Consider the following 16,875-nt stretch of genomic DNA (forward strand, 5'->3'; position numbering starts at 1 on the left):
AAGTCGAAGTGCTACAGCAAAAGCAAAGACATGCTTAAATATTCCGTCATGCTTTTGATGCTCAAATGGAACGGCGAGCTAAAGCCTATACTTTATTAACAATGTCCTTATTTTTAGCTATCGAACGATTTAGGCACAATTGTTCCCTCCCGCAGGATCCTTGCATAAGCCTAAGTTAGTGAGGCAATTCAGGGCCAATTGCCGAGAGAGTTAGGGTAGGGAGAATCAAATAATTTACAATAATAATGTAATTGGCAAATTGGATACCCAAGCAATATTTGGCGAAAACTCAACCCAGCGCATTATCGACAACCATCATGACAATAAACCCAATCATCAATGAATAGGTTGCATAACGCGAACGCCCTTTGGCGTGGGTTTCGGGGATAATTTCTTCACTGATGACAAACAGCATCGCGCCTGCCGCAAAGCCCATCGCAATTGGCAACACCGATTGAAATAGCGTCACCATGGTAATCCCCAACAAACCACCGACGGGCTCCACCAAGCCAGTCATTGTGGCTATCCCTATTGCCCGCCAGCGGTTGTAACCCAAACTGACCAAGGGCAGCGCCACTGCCAATCCTTCGGGAATATTTTGCATGGCGATAGCAATAGCCAATACCAAGCCATTTTTCATTTCCCCCGAGCCGAAACTAACGCCAACCGACATCCCTTCAGGAAAATTATGGATAGTGATAGCAATCACGAACAGCCAGATTTTTCTAAATGAATTCACATGGGGATCAATGACCGCATCAAAGTGCGGATGCGGCAGTTGATGATCGGCATAATGCAGGAAAAACGCACCCAAGAGCATACCTGCCGAAACCATATAAATACCGTATCCAGGCCAGAGCACATTACCGAAGTGGATACCTGGCACCAGCAGGGAAAATGCCGTTGCCGCCAACATGACACCTGCCGCACCGCCTAATAGGCTACTGAACAGGTTATTCGAGATATTCTTAAAAAACAGCACAGGCAAAGCGCCCAAACCCGTCGCCAATCCCGCAAGGATACTGGCAACAAAGCCAATAACGACCACTTTACCGAAAAGTATGTACAAACAGCCGAATATGAACAACTGCGAAAGCAAGAACAATCCGGCAAAACTCAACCGGCGTTGGAGAGTTGGCAAAGCCATCAATGTAATGAAATGGCTATTGGCTTGAAGCCTTGCAATCTGCACTTCGTAGAAGCTTTGTAATTTTTCGAAGTTTTTGACTATCGCCGACATAGGATTTGCCTGTAAGAATGCACGGTTATATACGGTTACCAAAATAGGGTGTTAACGGCTAATATGCAACACCCTTTTGCCTGATTGCTTGATCTGGATCAATTAAGCGCTTCCAGAAAGGTTGCCATAGATTGGATGCACATTAATTTTAATTTTGTTTCAATGACTTGTTTTTAAAAGCACAACATAACCTTGGCATGACCAAGCGAATCATAAGTTTTTCAATCTCCACAAGAACGAACAAACTGGACGCCACGCCAACTATGTATTTCCAAGTATGAAGATCAAGGCTTACCGTACCAAACACAGACTGCATTGGCATCCAGTATGTCAAGGCAAGCTGTAAAATCATCAAAATGACAACCGCCAGCCAAATCAACCAGTTTCCGAATAGGCCATGTATGTTGACAACCGATTTCAACATATAGCGACTATTGAACACATAAAAAATCTCGAATACGACCAAGGTGTTCACGGCGACAGTGCGGGCCGCAGGAATTGAGTTGGACTGGGCTTGTTCCCAAAGGAAAAGACCGTACGTTCCACCCACCATAATGGCAGAAACAAACACGATACGCCAAACCAATAAACCTGAAATCAACGGCTCGTCAGGTTTTCTGGGGAGCCGGTGCATTACGTTACTTTCCGGCGCTTCAAAAGCCAGGCTCAATGATAATGTCGTTTCGGTAATCATGTTGATCCACAGGATTTGGATGGGCGTAATGGGCAGGATATTCCCCGAAAAAGTTGCCACCACAATCATCAAGGCTTCAGCAATGCTGGTAGGCAATATGTAGATGATAGCTTTCTTTAAATTATCGTAAGCACCCCGCCCGACTGCCACGGCATTTGCAATTGTCGCAAAATTATCGTCCGCCAATACCATTTCACTGGCTTCTTTCGCAACCTCCGTGCCTTTCTTGCCCATCGCAACCCCCACATCGGCGCATTTCAGTGCAGGGGCATCATTGACGCCGTCACCTGTCATCGCAACGATTTGATGTTGGGCTTGTAGCGCCATTACCAGGCGCAATTTGTTCTCAGGGCTGACACGGGCGAACACATCAATGGTGCGAACGGCATTTTGAAGCCCGTCGTGGGACATCCTATCCAACTCTTCGCCGCGTAGGACTGAGCCGTTGCCTATCCCCATTTGTTCCGCAATAGACAGTGCCGTCACGGCATGGTCGCCCGTCATCATCTTGACCTTAATCCCAGCTTTCTGACAAAGGTGAACAGCTTGGGTCGCTTCTGGCCTAGGTGGGTCAACCATGCCGATAATGCCGAGCAAGGTGAGCCCACTTTCCACGTCCCCAAAGTCTAGCTGTTTTTGAGTTAGGAACGTTGATTTATAGGCAACTGCAATGACACGTTGGCCACAGGTAGCCAATTGATTGGCTTGCGTATGGCTTTTTTCTATGTCAATCGGTATGTTCATGCCACGCTCAAGCTGGTGGCTGCATCGGCTCAATACACTCTCCGGCGCACCTTTAACAAACACCAGGCCTGTCGTTTGATTATGGTGCAACGTCGCCATAAAACAATACGCTGATTCAAAGGGGATTGTGTCCAGGCGCGGCAATTCAAGCCTCAACGCATTCATTGAGATATTGGCGTTTAAAGCCAGAGTAATAAGTGCCGTTTCGGTAGGATCGCCTTGGCTATGCCAGATACCCCCATTTTGTATCACTGATGCGTTATTACAAAGGGCGGCGGCTTTAACAAGCATCTGCAAATCAGGGTAGTTAATCAACTTGATTGCGGCATCGCCTAATTTGATTGCATCGGCATCTTGACCATCTCCTTCGTTTTCAACAGTAAAAAGCGTATTGGCTGCGAAAATCGATTTGACTGTCATTTCGTTGGAGGTAAGCGTTCCGGTTTTGTCTGTGCAAATGACAGTTACAGAACCCAAAGTCTCAATCGCGGGTAAACGTCTAATGATGGCGTTTTGTTTAGCCATTTGTCGGGCCCCAATTGCCAGGATGATAGTCAGGATGGTGGGCAAGCCTTCTGGTATTGCCGCCACCGCCAAACTGACCACTGCCATAAATAATTCGGCTGGCGCAGTGTGCTCAATAGTCCAACCGTATAGATAAGTAACCGTAGCGACCGTTAAGATGGCGACTGTCAGCCAACGGCTAAATTGGGCAATTTGTTTTAGCAATGGCGTAGTTAATGGCGAAACGGCTTTTAACATTTTGTTCACCCGACCAATCTCAGTCGCATCACCTGTACCCACTACCACACCAAAGCCCGTGCCATAGGCCACTAACGTACCTGAATAAGCCATACAAAGCCGATCCCCCAACACGGCGTTAGGCTCTACTGCTTGGCTATTTTTTTCAGCAGGGACAGATTCGCCTGTCAACATGGATTCGTCAATCCGTAAACTTTTGGTTTGCAACAAACGCGTATCGGCGGGGRCTTTATCGCCACTTTCGAGGCTTACGATGTCCCCTGGCACCAACTGTTTGGCGTTAACCAGAAAATCCTTGCCTTCCCGACGCACCATAGCCTCTTGGGTCAATAGGTTACGGATGCCGTCCAAGGCTTTTTCCGCTTTGCCTTCCTGGATGTATCCTATTATTGCGTTGATAAAAACAACCCCAAGGATAACAACGCTATCTACCTGCTCACCAATTAAATAGGTAATGCAGGCCGCACCCAGCAGCAGGTAAATCAAGACATTGTGGAATTGGCTTAAAAATCGTTTGAACGGGCTAAGCCTGTCGAAAGGGGTAAATTCATTGGTTCCGTATTTGATTAACCTTCGCCCTGCTTCCGCATGGCTTAGTCCTGATACGTCGCTCACAAAAGCCTTACAGACTTCGTTTGCAGGCATTGAATGCCACAGGGGTAATTGATGTTTCTGCTGTTTATCCATTTTGATCCTGTTCACCCAAATAAAACAGCACGTTCAAAATATACGGGAGCTAGTTTCCTCGTTTTTACCTTAAAATACAATCCTCTCTTCAGCGCTGGGTTTCTGAGCTTGGTAAGCCGTGATGATGACATGGACCTTTCGCTGCCGTAGACTGTACTTGGGATGATGGCGGATTCATCAACCTTTCCATGTCACTTCGGCGATAATGATCGCACCACAGGAGATGCAGTTGATTTCTATGGCTTGCTCGGCAGTTTCCGAATAAATCAAATATTTTAGCCGATGTTGCCAACCCTTTGAGATTAAGTAGGTCGGCATTTTAAGAAAATATTTCTCACACTGATTCAGTACGAGAATGCGCTGGCAATGGGTAAATCGCCGGAACGCATAAATTGAAAACTAATGGGTTAAAGCGTATAGTTGAAAGATAACCCTTTATTTTGGATAGACCTATGCCGATATCCGATAATTCAAACCCCGTACTTCCTGAACCCGCTCGGCTATCAAAAAACAACCTAGACCAGATTAACGCCTACTGGCGAGCGTGTACATACCTCGCCGCTGGCATGATTTACCTTCAAGATAATCCCCTACTGAAAGAACCGCTCAAACCGGAACATATCAAAAATAGGCTGTTAGGGCATTGGGGATCGAGCCCTGGCCTCAGCTTTATCTACGTCCATATCAATCGGCTGATTATCAAGTACGATCTCAATGCCATTTTCCTGGCAGGCCCTGGCCACGGCGCACCGGGCGTGTTGGCTCCAGTATACCTTGAGGGGACTTATACGGAAAATTACCCCAATAAAAGTGAAGACGAGGAAGGCTTGCTGCAGTTCTTCAAGGAATTTTCTTTCCCCGGCGGCATAGGAAGCCACTGCACCCCTGAAATGCCAGGTTCTATACATGAAGGCGGTGAGCTAGGCTACAGCATTTCCCATGCGTACGGCGCCGCATTCGACAACCCCGACTTAATCGTGACAGTGGCCGTAGGCGATGGCGAAGCGGAAACGGGGCCACTTGCCACGTCATGGCATTCCAATAAATTCCTCAATCCTATCCGTGACGGTGCCGTATTGCCTATACTGCACCTGAACGGTTACAAGATCAACAACCCCACGCTGTTGTCCCGCATTTCCCATGAAGAACTCGAGCATTTATTTCAAGGCTATGGCTACATGCCATACTTCGTAGAAGGCAACGATCCTGAAATAATGCACCAACAGATGGCGGACGTACTCGAACACTGCGTGCTTGAAATTCAACGGATTCAGAGAGAAGCCAGGTGCAGCGGAATCCCGATGCGACCGCGTTGGCCAATGATAGTCTTACGCAGCCCAAAAGGTTGGACTGGCCCCAAAGAAGTGGACGGACACAAAGTGGAAGGTTTCTGGCGTTCACATCAAGTCCCTTTGACAACGATCAAGGAAAATCCGGCCCACCTTGAGCTGTTGGAAACATGGTTACGCAGTTACAAACCCGAAGAATTATTCGATACTACAGGCAAGCTAATCCCTGAGCTTAAGGCGCTTGCACCTAAAGGAACACGGCGCATGAGCGCCAATCCTCACGCCAACGGCGGCTTGTTACGAAAGGCCTTGCGAATGCCGGATTACCGGGATTATGCGCTGGCGTTGGAAAGTCCCGGTAAAGTGGCGGCAGAAAATACGCGACCCTTGGGCAAGTTCCTGCGCGACATTATGCGCGACAACATGGCCAATTTCCGCGTCTTCGGGCCGGATGAAAATGCCTCTAACAAGCTGGACGACATCTACGAGGCCAGTAAGAAAACGTGGTTGGCGGACACGTTGCCGGAAGATGCCGACGGCGGTGAATTGTCGCCAGACGGCCGGGTAATGGAAATGCTGTCCGAACATACGCTGGAAGGCTGGTTGGAGGGCTATTTGCTGACGGGTCGTCACGGTTTCTTTTCGACCTACGAAGCCTTTGTCCATCTCATAGATTCCATGTTTAACCAACATGCCAAATGGTTGGCGATGTCGAAAAAAGTGCCTTGGCGAGCGAGAGTGTCATCGCTGAACCTGCTGATTACCTCCACCGTCTGGCGGCAAGATCACAATGGGTTTACCCATCAGGATCCGGGTTTCCTGGATATCGTCGTGAACAAAAGCCCGTCGGTGACAAGAATCTATTTGCCACCGGACGTGAACTGCCTACTTTCAATCGCCAACCATTGCCTGAATAGCACCGACTATATTAACGTGATAGTGTGCGATAAGCAGAAACACCTGCAATACCTGGATATGGATTCGGCGGTCAAACATTGCACCAAGGGCATCGGTATATGGGAATGGGCAAGTAACGACGACGGGGCCGAACCCGATCTCGTGATGGCGAGTGCGGGCGATATTCCCACTAAGGAAGCGCTGGCAGCTGTGGTCTTGTTGCGCGAACACTTTCCGCAACTCAAAATTCGCTTTATTAACGTCGTCGATCTCTACAAATTAGTGCCCAACACCGAACATCCTCACGGCCTTTCGGATCGTGATTTTGACAGCCTGTTTACCCTGGACAAACCCATTATATTCAATTTCCACGGTTATCCCTGGCTAATACATCGACTCACCTATCGGCGCAATAACCACCATAATCTTCATGTACGTGGTTACAAGGAAAAAGGCAGCATCAACACGCCGCTGGAACTGGCGATCCAGAACGAAACCGACCGTTTCAGCCTAGTAATTGATGCCATCAATCGCATACCTGGGTTGCAGGTATCGGGCGCACACGTAAAAGAAAAGCTACGCGACCTGCAAATCGAATGCTGCAATCATGCTTACGAACATGGCATAGACAGGCCAGAAGACGAACAGTGGCACTGGCCTTATTAAGGCGCCAATCGATAGGAAAGTTCAAATGGGCCTGAAAATATACTTGTTAAGGCATGGCGAGACGGAATACAGCCAACGAGATGCCTTTTGCGGGACGCTCGATCCCGACTTGACACCGGAAGGCAAACAAATGGCACAGGCTTTCGCCGAAGCCTATAGCTCGGTTTCTTGGACGGATGTCTATGTCAGCCCGATGAAACGAACTATCGCAACCGCACAACCCTTATGCACTGCGTTAGGCCTGCCCATGCAAGTTAGGGATGCCCTTCGGGAAATTGATTATGGGGCATGGGAAGATAAGGAAAAAGAGGATGTTCGCATTCGTTATGAACAAGATTATATCCACTGGCTGACAGAACCGGCTTGGAATCCGCCGACTGGCGGTGAAACAGCCGTTCAAGTGGCTAGCCGCGCCCTTACGGTCATCAGCGAAATTGAAGCCAAATACGTCTCTGGCAACGTATTGGTTGTCTCCCACAAGGCCACGATACGCATTATCCTTTGCAGCTTGTTGGGCATCGATCTTGGCCGTTATCGGGATCGTATCGATGCACCTGCAGCTTCCGTCAGCATTGTAAAGATGGCTACCCACGGGCCGATGCTCGAAATCTTGGGCGACCGCAGTTATATGCCCAAACACCTGCTTGAACGTCCCGGCTCTTGATTTGGCAGTCGAATTAATTTTGAACGACCATGTGCGATCAAGCGCCTAAAAAAGCATGTGGATATAGTGGGCGCGTTACCCGAATCCAATGAAAGATCGTGAATAAATACTTGCTTGTCATCAACGCAGGTTCATCAAGCATCAAATTCGCCGTTTACCGATGGGCCCCGTCCTCCCAGCTTATTGTTGACGCAAACGGACAAATTGACGGCATCGAAAACCAACCAAACTTCACCATAAAAAATTCCTATGGCGTCGTTTTAGTCGAACGTACACTTTCTGTTGATGAGGTTCACGACCATAAGAGTGCTATTGCCGTTATCCGGGCGTGGCTGGAAGAGTATTTAACGGATGGATCACTGATAGCCGTGGGGCATCGTGTTGTCCACGGTGGACAACACTACTCAACACCCGTCCTGATCGACGCAAAAATCTTCACCGACCTGGAAAACCTTATCCCCTTAGCGCCGCTGCATCAGCCACATAATCTCGCCGCTATCCACGCGTTCCAGAAAATCTTACCTAACTTGCCGCATGTGGCCTGTTTTGATACCGCATTCCATCGCTCACAGCACGAAATAGCGCAACGCTTTGCGTTGCCAAGGCATTTTTTTGATGAAGGTGTGCTTCGTTACGGATTTCATGGCTTATCCTATGAATACATTGTTTCCGTGCTGCCTACGCTCGATCCCATATTAGCGAGTGCGCGAATCATCGTCGCCCACCTAGGCAGTGGCGCCAGTTTGTGCGCCATCCAAAACGGCCGCAGCATCGCCACCACGATGGGATTTTCCCCATTAGACGGGTTGGTAATGGGCACCCGCTGCGGCAGCCTCGATCCAGGCGTGTTGCTTTACCTTATGGCCCATCACGGCATGAAACCGAGCGCATTGGAGCAACTGCTCTACCACGAATCCGGCCTACTGGGTGTGTCCGGTATTTCCAGCGATATGCGTACGTTGCTTGCCAGTGACAATCCAAAAGCAAAGGAAGCGGTTGAGTTGTTCGTCTATCGCGTTGGGCTTGAAATAGGCTCACTGACCGCAGCTCTCGGAGGGCTTGATGCCTTGGTGTTCACCGCCGGCATCGGCGAACATTCTGCCATTATTCGCGATAAAATTTGCGGGCAGGCGGTATGGCTGGGACTCGAACTTGACAGCTCCGCCAATGCGGCCGGCCAAACACGAATCTCAACCCCAAATTCCATGGTTACCGCGTGGGTTGTGCCTACCGATGAAAACCGGATGATTGCATCACATACGCTCGCTATGCTACGGAGCTTGGACGAATCCCAACCGAAAGGCGGCTGTTGCTGAATTGAAGACAATCAACGTGCCAATCCGGCCAGTTTTTCGCACTTGAAGGTAGCATCAAAATCTACATGGCCTTGATAATGCGCCCGTTGCCACATTGGCAGTTTGTGCTTTTTAGCGGAGTGACCGCATTGGCGTTTGCAATTATCATCCTGGCATTCTGGGCTGAAACCGCGCATTGGTTGTTAGGTCTGTTTTTGGGCATTAATATGATCATGCTGGGCGTGGCGATGGCGAAAGTCAGCCTACCGCATAAAGAAAGCGCTGGTCCGGTGTGATTTCATGAAAAACAAGTCCAAGTAAGTCGGGGTCGCCATTATGCAAAATAAAGGTAGTGCAAAGCTGATTTCCAAAGTCTTCATCGTTGGCACAGTTATCGCGATACTCGGTTACTTATTCCACCCTGAAGTCGGGCAGTTAAGCATTATGGTCAATGGCGAACCCGTTGCTGAGCCATTCATCCGTTTTGCCGCCATCCCGACCTTTCTGGTGATAATGGGACTTGCCATTGTCCTCACGATGTTGCTGTTTATGGGGATTGGCGTGTTCATGTTTTTCGGTGCCGTGTTTTTTGCCTTTATGGTTTGCCTTATCTTTGCGCCTTATTTTTGGCCGATATTAGTCATTATTTTCCTCATCATCATGGCGATGTCTTTTAATCACAAATAAAAAGTGACTCATCACGGCGCTATCATGCCATTTTGCAGATAACTTTCTTCATAGTTGAAAACAATATTTGCATCAGACAGGATGAGGGCTTCATCCTTATCCTTATAGCTAAGCCGGAACAGCATGTCTTTGATGACATTGACACGCGCCACTTGTTTGTTGTCCGCCTTGACGATCGTCCAGGGCGCGGATAAATGGTGCGTCCTGGCAAACATCGTGTTTCGGGCTAGGCTGTAATCATCCCAGTGCTTTTGGGCGGCTTTATCGATGGGGCTGATTTTCCATTGTTTAAGCGGATTTTGTTGGCGGTCTTTCAGGCGTTTTTTTTGCTCGTCCCGACTAATATCCAGGTAATATTTCAATAATTTGATACCGGACCGGACCAACATTTGCTCGAAGTCGGGCACGGTTTCCAGAAATTCATGATATTCCTGGTCGGTACAAAACCCCATGACCCGCTCCACGCCTGCGCGGTTGTACCAGCTACGGTTGAAAAACACCATCTCGTCATCGGCAGGCAAATGAGGTACATAGCGTTGAAAATACCAACTGCTATTTTCCCGGTCTGACGGCTTGCCGAGCGCAACCATACGGGTTTCGCGCGGACTTAAATACTCGGTGATACGCTTAATTGTGCCGTCCTTGCCGCCCGCATCGCGGCCTTCAAAAATTATCAAGACCCTGTCATTCTTCTTGATGATGTGTTTTTGTAACTTGACCAATTCAATTTGCAATAACCGCAGCGTTTCTTTATAGGTGTCTGTTTTAATTTTCTTTGCTTGTTTTTTTGTCATAGCAATTTCTCCCTCGGGTATTTTTGATTGAGTTCGTTACGTTTTTACTATTCGGCAATAAGCAAGTTTAGCAAGCCCTGTGCTTGCGTTATAGGGCATCTTACACCGGTAAAAAAGGCAATCCGACTGCCGACTGAAACTAATTGTGTGATAGGACAGAATGGCAGTTGGTTATCTAGAGCCTATGTGTAGTTTCTTGATTGTAAGAGTTAGCGATTGGGCTAGAATCCAGCACCAGTTTATTGAAACTAGTCAAGTATGGCGTTTAAGAAGTGAAATACACAATTTTATGCTATCCATTACCAATTTGATTCAACAATGGCTTTCGGGATACGATCTTTTTAGCGGCAATACCCATTAAATTACGCTATCGAAAAACATCGGAAGGTATCAGCATTCTCGACCTTGCTGTATATTATTTTTGAAAGTTACCCTTTAAAGCATAAAATTAAATCAATATCCTTTAAATATATGTAACATATTGATATTAATGGTGCCTCGGGCCGGAGTCGAACCGGCACGGTGTTACCACCGAGGGATTTTAAGTCCCTTGCGTCTACCAATTTCGCCACCGAGGCATCGATAACATTGATGAGGACGGCATTATATAACATCGATAAAAATAAACTAGGCTAATCCAGGTATTTATTTAGCCAATTGATATTCTCAAGCTACTCCTGGAAATCCGTAACCGCCGTTCTACAAGGCTTATGCCATGCTTTTAAACTCTTAAATAAGGTCGTCGTCATGTTTGTAAAACGCTTTAATCATTTTCACATCTATTATCTGTGGTTTTTTATCGGGTTCATGCCTGTTAGTGCAGGTGAGCACCCGATTGGTAAATTTATGGTTGGCAGTTTCTCCACAGGCTCATTAACTGGCTGGAAAACTAAGGAATTTAAAGGACGGACCCAATACCAAATAACCCAAATAGACGGCATAAACGCCCTAAAGGCCGACAGTAATGCGGCTGCCTCAGGCCTGTTCTTCGAACAGCGCATAGACCTTCAAAAAACACCATACCTGAACTGGCGATGGCGCATCGAAAATCGTTTAGGGAGCATAGATGAGCAAAGCAAATTGGGTGATGACTTTGCAGCTCGTGTTTATGTGGTTGTGAGTGGCGGACTCATATTCTGGAATACCAAAGCCATCAATTATGTTTGGGCGAGCACCTCGCCCAAGGATAAAGTCTGGCCTAATCCCTTTGCTGGCGACCATGCCATGATGGTTGCCGTTCGGTCATCAGCCGACAAGACTGGAACTTGGGCTACCGAAAAGCGCAATATCCGTGCAGATTATAAGCAGTTAACAGGCGAAGACATAGCCTACATAGACGCTGTTGCCATTATGACCGACACCGACAATGCCGAAGGCAAAGCAACAGCTTATTATGGCGATATTTACTTCACGGCGAAATAAATGTCCCTTACTTGGATTACCACACTGAATTTTTTAGGTGTTGACGTCGACAAAACTTATTGCCTTATGTCGGCGCACGGCTCAACGATTTCGATGGAAATAGTAGGGGCGGTAATAGCCACCCCAGTAGTAGGGACTATAACCGTAAAATCCACCATAAGGATAATAGCTCAGCCCTCCTCCGTAACCAAAACCTCCATAGTAGGGATAATAATCGACTTCTTGCCAGATATGGATCTGTTTCGCCGTCACCAAAGGCAATCGCAACGATTTGTTTCCTATAGTGCGTTCAGTATCGCCTTCCAACATCCCTGCCACCGTAATGGCTGTATCTTTTTTGTAGACGGCGGGGTCAAGAAATTCTGGGTGTTTAATAACAAAACGGCCTTGGTTCGGCTCGTCCAAATCCGGACGACCATAACTTCCTAATGGATGCCATAACACTTGGATCGCGCTATAACTGGGTTCATTTTCTACTTCGACTATCTTGCCGCCCCAGCGTACGGGCGCATTTTTGTACTTGGCTATGTTTGTGGCAACTTCCTGGTAACTGAGATCCAATGCGGGGGGATCTTGAATTTCGGGCGGGAGGTTAGAGCAAGCGGACAATAATAAGCAAACTATGAACACATGGTTTTTCATGGATTAGTTCCAGCGTAAATTATTTATTAGCCTCGGTATTCAGATAAAGCAAACCTTAGAATAACGAAAATACTCATCTGGTCAAACCCTTTGATACGACAAGAAAATTATCTCATAATTTGCTAAAACAAGGGCTTTGAAGTCGCCCCGTGATTGTGGACACAGGATTGCATCACATCGTCCCAGATTATGGTTCGGCATACTCACACAATCATCCAACCTTATCCGTTAAGCTTCAGCGCTTAGCGGACCTGAATCTCTTTTTTAAATTTCGCCCAGGGTTGTTAAACCGCCGGGACACAATTACAAGTTATGCGTTCACCATGATGCGGTAGATTACCGAGTAATCCCTATTCCTCTTTGTATTCACGTCGTCCAAATCGGTAAACTGTCCCCCCCAACTGTATATTGTGCCATCCGCACTCTGGTACACATAGTGTGCAAGGTTTTTCCATCGATTTATTGGGGCACCTGTTCGGGTTAGCCCTAAGATGACATCGCCCGGTAGGACATCGTCCGTCAAAAACGGTTTCAAGCCCCAAGCGGTGCGCATATATTCCATGGTAGAATCCGGTGGCATCGCTATAGAAAAATCATCGATTATGATCTCATCAGTTTCCTTGTTATCGACGCCGAGCTGATTTATTTTATCGATATAGGAATCTACCGTCCATGTATCGTAGCCATCAAATGAACTGGTGAGTTCGGTAATTTCGTCCAATACAGCATTATTTCCATCGGCTTTCATCATTTGCAAGAAAGTCTTGATCTCCGCCATCATACGTAGACTTCGTACAGTCTCATCATTACCTAAAGCGTCCCCCAATTTTTGTCGTAACTGCGGTTGATTCATATAAACCGCATACAAGGTGCTGGTGAAACCACAAATCCCCTGCGTATCGTTTTCAACGCCCATGTCGTCTATGCCCGGCATAAATCACTCCCCTTATTAAGATTGGTAATATAAAACAGGTAAAATCGTGCTGAATCTTGCGGTAATGAATTTTTCGCAAAACATACTTTAAGTACTTAATCTTTAAGTCAACTTACCATATTTCAAATTGACCTGCAATAAGATTTTGATTTTAATGGATTCGGCATTTCTGTTTATCGTCTTAGTGTTAGCCAACTATCAATTTTTAGAAATTTGTTGTGCATCGTTACTTGACATGGTTTAGGACAGCTCCCTATGCATAGGTGCTTTGACTACGCGAGGTTTTGGGTTCTCTTGCATTAGAAAAAACAATGCTGATTGGTTACACTAGCAGCTCGATAACCACACGCCCATCGAACACGATGATCGGCTTCAAAGGACGCTAATTTGAAAAAGCCATTGTCCTAACCTCTGCCCACTGGTATCTAACTTATCTACTCAGCTACCGCCATTGGGTTGAAATGGCAGCAAATCGGAATATGGCAATTAGCTCTCCTGCCATTTATCGGTGGCTACAGAAGTTTGCACTGAAGCTAGAACCCATTTTCCGCAAATGATTCAAAATTGGCGTTTGCTTTGACATTCAATAAACATTCAGCGCATTCTATAAAACACTTCATAAAATTCATGAATGCCACCATGAATAAAGATCATTTAACAGTTCCCATAGGATAACGTAGTGTGTTGCTTGATTCATTTTCTATTTGGAGATATTCATGGCGACATTACCAAAATTAGCAGTCGTTAGCTTTCTGATCTTGTTTGCGATTGGAGCTAAAGCAGGGCCAAACTTCGACATCATAGCCGAACTCGAAAACGGCCCTGGCAATGTGACGGTGACGGACAATGGCCGGATCATTATGAGTATGCATCAGTTTTACCAGCCGAAATATACGGTGGTTGAATATAAGGACAAGAAACTAGTACCGTTTCCGAATAAGGAGTTGGCGGATGTAGATTCAAAAGCGGTGTTAAAACTCGATTCTGTGCTAGGAATTCGATCAGCAAACGGGATCGTATGGATGCTCGATAACGGGATGCGTAGCGGGGTTATGCCAAAACTGGTGGGTTGGGATATTAAGGCGGATAGGCTGCATCAAGTCATCAACTTGCCACCACCCATTGCACCCAAGGATGAATTTGTAAACGATTTTGCCGTCGATACCCGTCGTAACCATATTTTTATCAGCGACCCAGCCGGCGGCACAAATGCCGGTTTGATTGTGGTCAATCTGAATACTGGAACGGTACGGCGTGTGCTTGAAGGCCATAGCAGCGTGATTCCTGAAAATATCGATTTGATTATTAATAAGGTGCCGATTCAAGTGAAGGACAAATCGGGAAAACTTGTCCGCCCTCATATCGGTGTCAATCCGATTACCGAAGACTTGAATAATGAGTGGGTCTATTTCGGGCCTATGCACGGACATAGCCTGTATCGGATAAAGGCGGATGACCTGGCTAACGAAACCCTGGATGATAAGGCTTTAGCAAGCCGCGTTGAACGCTATAGCGACAAGCCGATTTCGGATGGGATTACCGTAGACAAGGACAACAATATCTATTTGGGCGAATTAGCAGAAAATGCCATCGGCATTATTTCATCCGACCGGAAGTATCGTAGGCTTTCTCAATGCCCAAGGCTCTCTTGGGTGGACTCATTTAGCTTTGGGCCGAATGGAAATTTGTATGCTGTCGTCAACCGGTTGCATCAATCGGCGACCCTGAATGGCGGGGCATTGGAAGCGAAACCGCCGTTTTATTTGCTTCAGGTGAAAGCTCTGGCTACCGGGCTGCCGGGGCGGTAACTTATCTAAGAGGCTTTGTAGTTAAAAAACCAATCGTATTTTGTATCTGGCTGTCGGTAACGATTCCATGCAATAAACAATAAGGCATTGAAATCGCAATAGGTTATTATTCAATAATTGTTCACACACCCCGTCATTCCGGCATGGACTGCCGGAATCCAGAAGCCAGGGATGGCTTCCATGCCGACTGGATGCCGTCATTCCCTGACGGCATGACGCTCACTACTGCTTTAAAGGTTGATAGATCGCCGAACCAAGACACTTTTTTAACCAAACAGCTTCTTAGTCACCTTAGCCGGACTGGGCATGTTGCCCTGTTCAGAGAGGTATTCGAACACCGAACTCACGTGGCTTGTGGAAACCAACCATTCAATATCGTCTTAAGTGAAACCCTGCAAAAAATTTAATTGACAACGTAACATACGGCCACTATTCTTTACTTATTTAATAATGTAAAGATTTTTATGCCTAAAATTAGCTTAAAACGACAGATTACCTTGCCTGTTGACCAATGCCAGCAGTTAGATATTCACCCAGGTGACGAGGTGGAGTGCTTTATTTATAAAGGCCATTTAACGCTGATTAAAAAAGTGCCGGGCGCCGCCAAAGGTTTGCTAAAGCATGTTAAACCCTTAGCTGACATGACCGACGACGAATCACTGCAAGCCGAATTCAATTGATTGCCCTTGATACCAATGTTTTACTGCGCTATTTATTGCAAGACGACTTGATACAGTCAGAAAAAGCGACGCGCCTGATTGAAAATAACCCAAAGGCATTGCTGACGGATGTGGTCTTGGTTGAAACAGTCTGGACATTGAAAAACAAAAAATACAACTTAGACAAACTGGCTTTGCTTGCGGTGATCGAAGCGTTGATTCAGGAATTTTGTTTTGAAGATAACTTAACCGTCTGGACGGCGTTTAATGATTACCGGGACAGCAATGCAGGATTTGCCGATGCTTTAATTGCCAACAAAGCCAAGTTTATAGCCAAACAAAAAGCCATTAAACTGCGCGGCGTTTACACCTTTGACACTGCCGCACAACCATTAGAAGGCATGTTAGCGATTGAATAATCTACGTTCGGGACAGAGTCCTGTTCCTAACATTTCTGCAAACCTTAATAATGCCGCTTCGATTAATCAATGTAAAACCATACGGACGGGGCAGCATGCCCCGTCACGCGAATGGGCCCGCATAAACCCGAAATCTTTGCATTCCCGTGTTTGGGCAGGATATAGAAGCATGGATTGGTTATTCATTTTAGCTTTGTCCGGGCATTAAAGCTTAGATAGAACGTCTTCGAATAAAATTGCAATCAGCTTGGAACCGTTTGCAGAACTCCAATTTTGGCCAAGTTCGGCAATAAGTTGATTGGTTGTGGTTAATATCACGCCCGCTTTTTCCATACGCCGTAAGGCGATCTCATCACCCAATTTTGTGGGTGAGCCACAAGCATCCACAACTACCTGTACTTGATAGCCTGCTTCAACCGCCGTTATGGCTGGATAAACAATACAAACATCGGTAGTAATACCTGCCATCACTGGTGTCCGGAGATTATCGGAATAGTACAGCTTAACTGATTGATAAAAAGTAAGTAAATGCCATTTATAGGTGTCACCGATTTCAATGTGTTGGAAACTAC

At 46.6% G+C, this 16,875-nt stretch carries 17 protein-coding genes and 1 tRNA gene; 10 read left to right on the forward strand and 8 right to left on the reverse strand.

Translation table 11 applies throughout. From position 1 onward, the window contains the following. Positions 1-289 precede the first annotated feature (289 nt). The 3 genes from MGMO_RS06585 to MGMO_RS19905 form a co-directional block, all read right to left on the reverse strand. On the reverse strand, positions 290-1,240 hold the full coding sequence (locus MGMO_RS06585; protein ID WP_023494260.1) for a ZIP family metal transporter: 951 nt from the start codon (positions 1,238-1,240) through the stop codon (positions 290-292). 148 nt (positions 1,241-1,388) lie between these two features. Continuing rightward, complete coding sequence (locus tag MGMO_RS06590; protein ID WP_235557243.1) at positions 1,389-4,085, reverse strand: cation-transporting P-type ATPase; 2,697 nt, start codon at positions 4,083-4,085, stop codon at positions 1,389-1,391. 219 nt (positions 4,086-4,304) lie between these two features. Beyond that, positions 4,305-4,445: a hypothetical protein gene (locus tag MGMO_RS19905; protein WP_161808470.1), complete on the reverse strand. Its 141-nt coding sequence runs from the start codon at positions 4,443-4,445 to the stop codon at positions 4,305-4,307. 134 nt (positions 4,446-4,579) lie between these two features. Between MGMO_RS19905 and MGMO_RS06595 the strand changes: the two genes are divergently transcribed. The 5 genes from MGMO_RS06595 (at position 4,580) to MGMO_RS06615 (ending at position 9,625) form a co-directional block, all read left to right on the forward strand. After that, positions 4,580-6,979, forward strand: coding sequence for a phosphoketolase family protein (locus MGMO_RS06595; RefSeq protein ID WP_023494262.1), 2,400 nt, complete (start codon positions 4,580-4,582; stop codon positions 6,977-6,979). 25 nt (positions 6,980-7,004) lie between these two features. Beyond that, the gene (locus tag MGMO_RS06600; RefSeq protein ID WP_023494263.1) at positions 7,005-7,643 is read left to right on the forward strand and encodes a histidine phosphatase family protein; all 639 of its coding nucleotides are present in this window, start codon (positions 7,005-7,007) and stop codon (positions 7,641-7,643) included. 98 nt (positions 7,644-7,741) lie between these two features. Then, complete coding sequence (locus MGMO_RS06605) at positions 7,742-8,959, forward strand: acetate/propionate family kinase (RefSeq protein ID WP_023494264.1); 1,218 nt, start codon at positions 7,742-7,744, stop codon at positions 8,957-8,959. Positions 8,960-9,024: 65 nt separating this feature from the next. Further along, a complete protein-coding gene (locus tag MGMO_RS06610; RefSeq protein WP_023494265.1) occupies positions 9,025-9,234 on the forward strand; it encodes an integral membrane protein in 210 nt (69 codons plus the stop codon). A 40-nt stretch (positions 9,235-9,274) separates the two neighbouring features. Then, positions 9,275-9,625: a hypothetical protein gene (locus tag MGMO_RS06615; RefSeq protein ID WP_023494266.1), complete on the forward strand. Its 351-nt coding sequence runs from the start codon at positions 9,275-9,277 to the stop codon at positions 9,623-9,625. Between the two features lie 11 nt (positions 9,626-9,636). On the opposite strand, the gene ppk2 is transcribed toward MGMO_RS06615, so the two are convergent. Together ppk2 and MGMO_RS06625 are read right to left on the reverse strand one after the other, a co-directional pair. Beyond that, entirely contained in the window at positions 9,637-10,419 is a 783-nt protein-coding gene (gene ppk2, locus MGMO_RS06620) for a polyphosphate kinase 2 (RefSeq protein ID WP_023494267.1), read from the reverse strand. A 491-nt stretch (positions 10,420-10,910) separates the two neighbouring features. Further along, a tRNA-Leu gene (locus MGMO_RS06625) sits at positions 10,911-10,997 on the reverse strand. 169 nt (positions 10,998-11,166) lie between these two features. Here MGMO_RS06625 and MGMO_RS06630 point away from each other — a divergent pair. Continuing rightward, positions 11,167-11,841: a DUF3047 domain-containing protein gene (locus MGMO_RS06630; RefSeq protein ID WP_023494268.1), complete on the forward strand. Its 675-nt coding sequence runs from the start codon at positions 11,167-11,169 to the stop codon at positions 11,839-11,841. Between the two features lie 81 nt (positions 11,842-11,922). Here MGMO_RS06630 and MGMO_RS06635 read toward each other — a convergent pair whose 3' ends face one another. Together MGMO_RS06635 and MGMO_RS06640 are read right to left on the reverse strand one after the other, a co-directional pair. Beyond that, on the reverse strand, positions 11,923-12,483 hold the full coding sequence (locus MGMO_RS06635; protein ID WP_023494269.1) for a Slp family lipoprotein: 561 nt from the start codon (positions 12,481-12,483) through the stop codon (positions 11,923-11,925). Between the two features lie 310 nt (positions 12,484-12,793). Further along, positions 12,794-13,417, reverse strand: coding sequence for a hypothetical protein (locus tag MGMO_RS06640; RefSeq protein WP_023494270.1), 624 nt, complete (start codon positions 13,415-13,417; stop codon positions 12,794-12,796). 716 nt (positions 13,418-14,133) lie between these two features. Here MGMO_RS06640 and MGMO_RS06645 point away from each other — a divergent pair. From MGMO_RS06645 to MGMO_RS06655, 4 genes are all read left to right on the forward strand, one after another. After that, on the forward strand, positions 14,134-15,225 hold the full coding sequence (locus tag MGMO_RS06645; protein WP_023494271.1) for an L-dopachrome tautomerase-related protein: 1,092 nt from the start codon (positions 14,134-14,136) through the stop codon (positions 15,223-15,225). Positions 15,226-15,368: 143 nt separating this feature from the next. Beyond that, positions 15,369-15,632, forward strand: coding sequence for a hypothetical protein (locus tag MGMO_RS19515; protein ID WP_023494272.1), 264 nt, complete (start codon positions 15,369-15,371; stop codon positions 15,630-15,632). A 57-nt stretch (positions 15,633-15,689) separates the two neighbouring features. After that, positions 15,690-15,905, forward strand: coding sequence for an AbrB/MazE/SpoVT family DNA-binding domain-containing protein (locus MGMO_RS06650; protein ID WP_023494273.1), 216 nt, complete (start codon positions 15,690-15,692; stop codon positions 15,903-15,905). Further along, on the forward strand, positions 15,902-16,303 hold the full coding sequence (locus MGMO_RS06655; protein ID WP_023494274.1) for a PIN domain-containing protein: 402 nt from the start codon (positions 15,902-15,904) through the stop codon (positions 16,301-16,303). The genes MGMO_RS06650 and MGMO_RS06655 overlap by 4 nt, the downstream gene beginning before the upstream one ends. 204 nt (positions 16,304-16,507) lie before the next feature. Here MGMO_RS06655 and MGMO_RS06660 read toward each other — a convergent pair. Continuing rightward, positions 16,508-16,875: isochorismatase family protein (locus tag MGMO_RS06660; protein WP_152976305.1), on the reverse strand; the 368-nt coding region annotated here is incomplete at its 5' end.

This window comes from Methyloglobulus morosus KoM1, assembly GCF_000496735.2.
Lineage (GTDB): Bacteria > Pseudomonadota > Gammaproteobacteria > Methylococcales > Methylomonadaceae > Methyloglobulus > Methyloglobulus morosus.

Coding starts and splice junctions, on each gene's coding strand:
- MGMO_RS06585 (WP_023494260.1), bottom strand. CDS start 1,240: ATGTCGGCGATAGTCAAAAACTTCGAAAAATTACAAAGCTTCTACGAA.
- MGMO_RS19905 (WP_161808470.1), bottom strand. CDS start 4,445: ATGCCGACCTACTTAATCTCAAAGGGTTGGCAACATCGGCTAAAATAT.
- MGMO_RS06595 (WP_023494262.1), top strand. CDS start 4,580: ATGCCGATATCCGATAATTCAAACCCCGTACTTCCTGAACCCGCTCGG.
- MGMO_RS06600 (WP_023494263.1), top strand. CDS start 7,005: ATGGGCCTGAAAATATACTTGTTAAGGCATGGCGAGACGGAATACAGC.
- MGMO_RS06610 (WP_023494265.1), top strand. CDS start 9,025: ATGGCCTTGATAATGCGCCCGTTGCCACATTGGCAGTTTGTGCTTTTT.
- MGMO_RS06615 (WP_023494266.1), top strand. CDS start 9,275: ATGCAAAATAAAGGTAGTGCAAAGCTGATTTCCAAAGTCTTCATCGTT.
- ppk2 (WP_023494267.1), bottom strand. CDS start 10,419: ATGACAAAAAAACAAGCAAAGAAAATTAAAACAGACACCTATAAAGAA.
- MGMO_RS06630 (WP_023494268.1), top strand. CDS start 11,167: ATGTTTGTAAAACGCTTTAATCATTTTCACATCTATTATCTGTGGTTT.
- MGMO_RS06635 (WP_023494269.1), bottom strand. CDS start 12,483: ATGAAAAACCATGTGTTCATAGTTTGCTTATTATTGTCCGCTTGCTCT.
- MGMO_RS06640 (WP_023494270.1), bottom strand. CDS start 13,417: ATGCCGGGCATAGACGACATGGGCGTTGAAAACGATACGCAGGGGATT.
- MGMO_RS06645 (WP_023494271.1), top strand. CDS start 14,134: ATGGCGACATTACCAAAATTAGCAGTCGTTAGCTTTCTGATCTTGTTT.
- MGMO_RS19515 (WP_023494272.1), top strand. CDS start 15,369: ATGGACTGCCGGAATCCAGAAGCCAGGGATGGCTTCCATGCCGACTGG.
- MGMO_RS06650 (WP_023494273.1), top strand. CDS start 15,690: ATGCCTAAAATTAGCTTAAAACGACAGATTACCTTGCCTGTTGACCAA.